General features: G+C 74.2%; 6 protein-coding genes and 1 pseudogene. 5 read left to right on the forward strand and 2 right to left on the reverse strand.

Features of this window, described 5'->3' with window-relative positions; genetic code table 11:
• Positions 1 to 439 (reverse strand): annotated as a pseudogene (locus ACFWEP_RS29420) (molybdopterin-binding oxidoreductase); the annotation flags it as partial.
• 287 nt (positions 440 to 726) lie between these two features.
• Here ACFWEP_RS29420 and ACFWEP_RS29425 point away from each other — a divergent pair.
• From ACFWEP_RS29425 to ACFWEP_RS29445, 5 genes are all read left to right on the forward strand, one after another.
• The gene (locus ACFWEP_RS29425) at positions 727 to 2007 is read left to right on the forward strand and encodes an NAD(P)/FAD-dependent oxidoreductase (protein WP_387374524.1); all 1281 of its coding nucleotides are present in this window, start codon (positions 727 to 729) and stop codon (positions 2005 to 2007) included.
• Positions 2004 to 2744 (forward strand): DUF1365 domain-containing protein, encoded by a 741-nt coding sequence (locus ACFWEP_RS29430; RefSeq protein ID WP_387374526.1) that lies wholly within the window; start codon positions 2004 to 2006, stop codon positions 2742 to 2744. Before ACFWEP_RS29425 ends, ACFWEP_RS29430 begins: the two co-directional genes overlap by 4 nt.
• Positions 2741 to 4003 carry a class I SAM-dependent methyltransferase gene (locus tag ACFWEP_RS29435; protein ID WP_387374528.1) on the forward strand — a complete coding sequence of 421 codons (1263 nt, stop codon included), beginning with the start codon at positions 2741 to 2743 and terminating at the stop codon, positions 4001 to 4003. The genes ACFWEP_RS29430 and ACFWEP_RS29435 overlap by 4 nt, the downstream gene beginning before the upstream one ends.
• A 125-nt stretch (positions 4004 to 4128) precedes the next feature.
• Complete coding sequence (locus ACFWEP_RS29440) at positions 4129 to 5487, forward strand: class I SAM-dependent methyltransferase (RefSeq protein WP_387374534.1); 1359 nt, start codon at positions 4129 to 4131, stop codon at positions 5485 to 5487.
• Positions 5484 to 6287 carry a DUF1295 domain-containing protein gene (locus tag ACFWEP_RS29445; protein WP_387374530.1) on the forward strand — a complete coding sequence of 268 codons (804 nt, stop codon included), beginning with the start codon at positions 5484 to 5486 and terminating at the stop codon, positions 6285 to 6287. Before ACFWEP_RS29440 ends, ACFWEP_RS29445 begins: the two co-directional genes overlap by 4 nt.
• Before the next feature lie 88 nt (positions 6288 to 6375).
• Here the strand turns inward: ACFWEP_RS29445 and ACFWEP_RS29450 are convergent.
• Positions 6376 to 6842 (reverse strand): anti-sigma factor (locus ACFWEP_RS29450; protein ID WP_387374532.1); only part of this gene is annotated, 467 nt, incomplete at its 5' end.

A 6842-nucleotide genomic window follows, 5' to 3' on the forward strand; every position in this document is an offset into this window, starting at 1 on the left:
CCCCAGCCGCGGGAGACGGAGACGGGACCTGGGCCGGAGCGGGGACCGGGGCCAGCCGTCCGACGAGGAAGTACAGCACTCCCGCCGCGACGACCGCACCGACCACCGAGGGCAGCGCGTCCGACGGGCTGCCCTCGGGCCGCCCCGCCGCCGCCACCGCTCCGACCAGACCGAAGAGCAGAACGGCCGACGCGCCGACCCGCCGGTGACGCAGCGCCAGGACCCCCACCGCCAGCGCGAAGAGCGCCAGGAGCACGAGGATGCCCAGTTGCAGCACCAACTTGTCGTCCGTGCCGAAGTTCCGGACGGCGAAGTCCTTCACCGCGGGGGGAGTGCGGTCGATGACCGCTCCCCCCACCGCCGTGACGGGGCCCGCCTCCGGACGTACGGCCGCTGCGGCCAACTCCGCGACGCACAGGGCGCAGAACGCGGCGATCAGCCCGCTGAGAGCGGCCAGTGCGGCGCGCGCCCAGCGGGAGCGCCGAGACCCGGTGGACCCCTGCCCTCGCGCTTCGTTCCGATCTGCTGTCACACGAGGGATTCGGGGCCGGTCGGCCGACGGATTGGTCGTTCACTCGAATGGATCACACCCGGGTCCACGCCAATCCGTGTGGCCGTCGGCGACGAACAACTCCGTGAGGCGCCTGTTCGACCGGCGCCCCGCAGCTCCCGGCCCCGCTCAGGGCGGCCGTGGCGGCGAGGGACCAACTACCGGCAGGAGCGGGAATGACAGCGGTACGGCGGCGCACGGCCGTGGTCGGGAGCGGGGTGGCGGGGCTGACCGCCGCCCACGTGCTCACGAAGACCGACGACGTCACGCTCTACGAGGCGGACGACCGTCCCGGCGGGCACGCACACACCCACGAGCTGACCTCGTCGGACGGCCGGGTGCACCGCGTCGACTCGGGCTTCATCGTCCACAACCGCCGGACCTATCCGCATCTGTTGCGGCTCTTCGACGAACTCGGTGTCCGTACGCAGGAGTCGGAGATGTCGATGTCCGTCCGGTGCGAGGGATGCGGGCTCGAATACGCGGGCGCCCTGGGAGCGTCAGGTCTCTTCGCCCGACCCCGCGCGGCTCTGCGTCCCTCCTATCTGCGGATGCTCGCCGAGGTGCCCCGTTTCCACCGGGCCGCTCGCGTACTGCTCGCGGAGCCGGAGGGCGCCGGTGGTGAAGGGCTCCTCACGCTGGGGGAGTTCGCCGAGCGCCACCGCTTCTCCGCCTATTTCCGCGCCCACTTCCTCACCCCGGTGGTCTCCGCCGTCTGGTCCTGCGACCCGGGCACGGCGCTCCGCTACCCGGCCCGCCACCTGTTCCGCTTCCTCGCCCACCACGGCATGCTCTCCCTCGGCGGTTCGCCGGTCTGGCGCACCGTCACCGGCGGCTCCCGGTCCTACGTCGACCTGGTGGCGAAGCGGCTCTCCGCGGTACGCACGGCCACCCCGGTCCGCGCCCTGCGCCGGCACGACGACGGCGTCGAACTGGTCACCGGGGACGGGACCACGGAGAGGTACGACCGCGTGGTCGTCGCCACGCATCCCGACCAGGCCCTGCGGATGCTCGCCGACCCCACCGACGCGGAGACCCGGGTCCTCGGCGCGTTCCGGTACTCCCGCAACACCACCCTGCTCCACACCGACACCACGCTCCTGCCGGACTCCAGGAGGGCCCGCGCCTCCTGGAACTACCTGATGCCCTCGTGCGCGGCCGATGCCCGCCAGGTCACGGTCAGCTACGACATGACGCGGCTCCAACGGCTCGACGCCCCCGAGACCTTCGTCGTCACCTTGAACGACGGCGGACGGGTGGACCCGAAGAGCGTCCGCGCCTCGATGGTCTACGAACACCCGGTCTTCACGCCGGAGTCGGTCGCCGCCCAGGCACGGCTGCCCACGCTCTCCGGACCGGTGACCGCGTTCGCGGGGGCGTACCACGGCTGGGGTTTCCACGAGGACGGCTGCCGCTCCGGAGCCGAGGCGGCCCACGCGCTGGGGGTGACCTGGTGACGGACGTTCCCGGCGGTGCGGTGCTGTACCCGTGCACCATCACCCACGTACGCACGCGGCCGGGCCGCTACGCCTTCCGCCACCGCACCTACCTCTGGTGCATCGACCCCGACCGCCCCCCGCGCCTGCCCCGCCCCCTGGCCCCGCTCGCCCGGTTCGACGCCCGGGACCACTTCGGCGGCACGGCCCCCGGAATCCGCGCCGGGCTCAGCCGGTTCCTGGAGGCCCACGGCGTCGAACTGGGCGACGGCACGGTGCGGATGCTCACCCAGGCCCGGGTGTTCGGCCATGTCTTCAATCCCCTCACCGTGTACTGGTGCCACCGCGCGGACGGCTCCCCGCTCTGCGTGGTCGCCGAGGTGCACAACACGTACGGGGAACGCCACGCCTACCTCCTGCGCCCCGGCGCGGACGGCACGGCCTCGGCCGAGAAGGACTTCTACGTCTCGCCGTTCTTCCCCGTCGACGGCTCCTACCGGATGCGGCTGCCGGAACCCGGGGCCCGGCTCGCCCTGACCGTCCATCTGGAACGCGACGGCTGCCGCCCCTTCACCGCCACCGTGCGGGGCACCGGTCGCCCCGCCGGGCCGGCCGCGCTGCTGCGACTGGCCGCACGCCACCCCTGGCCGACCGCCGTGGTCACGGCCGCGATCCGGTTCCACGGCATCCGCCTCCACCTGCGCGGACTGCCGGTGGTCCCGCGCCCCCGCCCCCGTACCCAGAAAGGCATGCGGTGAAGGTGTCCACCTCCCCCTGCTTCCCGTCCGTGCTCCCCGCCCCCGACCCGGAGCGCTGGCCCGACATCGTCCGGCCCCGTCGCGCCTCCCGGCCGAGGTCCGTCGTCGCCGAACGCGTCGTCCGCCACGCCCTGGGCCGCCTTCCGCTGCGCGTCCGGCTGGCAGGGGGCGAACGCCTCGGCCTGGGCGGCCCGTTGCTGGAGATCCACCGCCCCGACGCGTTCTTCCGCCGCATCGGGACCGACGGGCTCATCGGCTTCGGCGAGTCCTACATGGCGGCGGAGTGGGACGCCCCCGACCCCGTCGCCGTGCTCTCCGTACTCGCCGGCCACGTCGCCGAACTCGTCCCCGCGCCGCTCCAGCGGCTGCGCCCGCTCTGGGCGCAGCGGCAGCCCGCCGCGCATGCCAACACCCCGGACGGTGCACGGGACAACATCAGCCGCCACTACGACCTGTCGAACGACCTCTTCGCGCTCTTCCTCGACGAGACCATGACCTACTCCGCCGCCCTCTTCCGGGGGTTTCCGGCCGAGCGGTCCCTGCTCCCGGCCGCGCAGCACCGCAAGATCGACCGGCTGCTCGACCTGACCGAGGTGGGCCCGGGCACCCGGCTGCTGGAGATCGGCACCGGATGGGGCGAACTGGCGCTGCGCGCCGCGGCCAGGGGCGCCCGGGTCACCACGGTCACGCTCTCCGCCGAACAGCGGGACCTCGCCCGCCGCCGTGTCCGGGACGCCGGACTGGAGGACCGGGTCGACGTGTTCCTGAGCGACTACCGGCAGGTCACCGGGGAGTACGACGCGATCGTCAGCGTCGAGATGGTCGAGGCCGTCGGCGAGGAGTACTGGCCCGTCTACTTCCGCACCCTGGAGGCGCGGCTCGCTCCCGCCGGCCGGATCGCCCTCCAGGCCATCACCATGCCGGACGACCGGATGCGGGCGGCGAGTGCCACCCACACCTGGATCCAGAAGTACATCTTCCCCGGCGGGCTGATCCCCTCCAGCCGGGCGCTGGAGGAGAACGCGGCACGGGCCGGCCTGCGGACCGACCGTCGCGCCCGGTTCGGCACCCATTACGCCGAGACCCTGCGCCTGTGGCGGGAACGCTTCCACGAACGTGCCGAGGAGGTCGACGCCCTCGGCTTCGACGCGACCTTCCGGCGGATGTGGACCTTCTACCTCGCCTACTCCGAAGCCGGCTTCCGCTCGGGCTACCTCAACGTCGAACAGGTCCTGCTCGTCCGCCCCGGGACGCCGTGAGCCCCGCCGCCGATCCGTCCGCCCGCCGACCCGCCCTTCCCCCACCGCAGGAGAGCACCGTGAACTCCCCGCACGACCAGGCCGCTCCCGGCCCCGGCGCGACCGCCGCCCCGGACCCCGCCACCGTGCCGCACCCCCGGAACACGCCGCGTGCCGCCGCCCGCGAGGCCGCACCGTACGGCGCCGCCCAGCGCGTCGAACCCCTGGTCGAGCGGTTCCTCGGCGGCCCGCTGCCGGTACGCGTACGCATGTGGGACGGCAGCGAGACCGGCCCGGCCGACGGGCCGACCGTGCACGTGCGCTCCCGTCGCGCCCTGCGCCGGCTGCTCTGGCAGCCCGGCGAACTCGGCCTCGCCGAGGCGTACATCACCGGCGACATCGACCTCGCGGACGATCTCGCCGACGGACTGCGCGCCCTGCGCGCGGCCGGCCGGGAGAGGGGGCCGCACCTGCCCGCGCCCGGACTCGGCGACCGGCTCAGGGCTGCGGCCACCGCCGTACGGCTCGGTGCGCTCGGCGCCCGCCCGCCGGTGCCGGCCTCCCGGGCGGGTCTGCGCGGGGCCCTCCACAGCAAGGCACGGGACCGGGCCGCCATCAGCCACCACTACGACCTGTCCAACGCCTTCTACACCCTCCTGCTCGACGAGACGATGGCCTACTCCTGCGGCTACTGGACAGCCCAGGGACAGCCCGGTTACGGACCGGCCGACGCCCAGCGCGACAAGCTCGAACTGATCTGCCGGAAGCTCGGACTCGGCCCGGACGGAAGGCTGCTGGACATCGGCTGCGGCTGGGGCTCGCTCACCCTGTACGCGGCGCGCCACCACGGCGTCCGGGTCACCGCCGTCACGCTCGCCGCCGAACAGGCCGCCCACGTGACCCGGAGGGTCGCCGAACTCGGCCTGGAGGACCGTGTCGAGGTGCACCACCGCGACTACCGGGACATCCGGGGCCTGCCGGACTTCCGGGCCGGCTACGACGCGGTGTCCACCGTCGAGATGGGCGAGCACGTCGGCGACGCCGAGTACCCCGCGTTCACCGCCCTCCTGCACGACGTGCTGCGTACCGGGGGCCGGGCGCTCGTCCAGCAGATGTCCCGGGGAGCCACCGCACCCGGGGGCGGCGCCTTCATCGAGTCCTACATCGCCCCCGACATGCACATGCGGCCCCTCGGTGAGACCGTCGGGCTGCTGGAGGGGGCCGGACTCGAAGTGCGTGACGTCGAATCGCTGCGCGAGCACTACGTCCTGACGGTGGAGGCGTGGCGGCGCACCCTGGAGGCGCGCTGGCCGGAGTTCGTCGCGCTGGTGGGGGAGGAGACCGCCCGGGTGTGGCGGCTCTACCTGGTGGGCGGCGCCCTCGCCTTCGAGGAACGGCGGATGGGCGTCGACCAGATCCTCTGCGTGCGCCCCGGTGCCTCGGGGGCGGCGGCGATGCCCGCCACCCGGCACGGTTGGTACGAGGGACTGGGCGCGGGCCGGTGACCGGCTTCGGGTGGGTGGCGTTCGCCCAGGGGCTCGCCCCCGCGGCGGGCGCCGCCCTGGCGGTCATGTTCGTCACCTTCGCCGTGGCCCTGCTCAAGGGGGTGCACCGGGTGGTGGACGTCGCCTGGGGCATCGGGTTCGCGGCCGTCGCCCTCGTGTCGTACCGGATGTCGGCGGGCGACGGCGACGGGGTGCGACGCCTCCTGGTGACCGCCCTGACCGTGGTCTGGGGTCTCCGGCTCGCCCTGCACATCGCCCGCCGCGGACGCGGCCACGGTGAGGACCCCCGCTACGCGGCCATGCTGGCCAAGGCCCCCGGCCACCCCGACCTCTACGCGCTGCGCAAGGTGTACCTGCTCCAGGGCGCCCTGGTGTGGCTGGTCTCCGCCCCCGTTCAGGCCGCGCAGTACGTGGACGGCCGGCCCACCGGGTGGGTCTGGGCAGGGTGCGCGCTGTGGGCCCTGGGGTTCGCCTTCGAGGCGGTGGGGGACCGTCAGCTGGCGCGGTTCAAGGCCGATCCGGCGCACCGCGGCCTGATCATGGACAGGGGCCTGTGGGCCTGGACCCGGCACCCCAACTACTTCGGGGACTTCTGTGTCTGGTGGGGGCTGTTCCTCTTCGTCGTGGACAGTCCGGCCGCCGCGGCGGCGACCGCCGTCGCCCCGGCGATGATGAGTTGGCTGCTCGTGGCCGGAAGCGGCAAGGCCCTGCTGGAACGCCACCTGGCCGACAGGCCGGGCTGGGCCGCCTACCGTGCGCGAACCAGCGGCTTCGTCCCCCTGCCGCCCCGGCGGGGCTGAGCCGCGCGGACCCGTCCTCCGCACGCACTGGGCCGGCCCGGGACCTCCCGAGGGAGCTCCCGGGCCGTCGTCCCGACGACGCCCCCGATCAGGCCGTCGGGAAGTCCATCAGCGCGAGGGGCGCGGAGGTGGGTGCCGTCGAGCCGCCCGCGGGCTCGACGGTGACGCCCATGCCCGACGCACCGTCCACCGGGCCGGCCAGGAGCACCGCGTCGCCTGTCGCGTCCGGGTCCATCAGCCCGGCCGAACGCATCGTCCCGCCGTCCGCGAACCACAGCTGGTAGACCTTGCCCGCGGAGGGGCGCTCCAGCCCCGAGGACAGGAACACGGCCCGGTTCTCGCTCGACGACACCACGACCGTGCCGCGCGCCCCGGCGGCGAACTCCGCCGACGCCGTCTTCGCGTCCGGTGCGGAGAGCACCCGCGCCAGCAGTTCGCTCTGCCGGTGGGCGCTGTCGGCCTCCTGCTGGGCGCCCCGCGCCACCTGGTTCTGCCACACCGCGACTCCGCCGAGGGCGGCGGCGGCAGCCAGGCAGGCGGCCAGGGCGTACCGGG

It is taken from the genome of Streptomyces sp. NPDC060198 (assembly GCF_042728415.1).
Classification (GTDB): domain Bacteria; phylum Actinomycetota; class Actinomycetes; order Streptomycetales; family Streptomycetaceae; genus Streptomyces.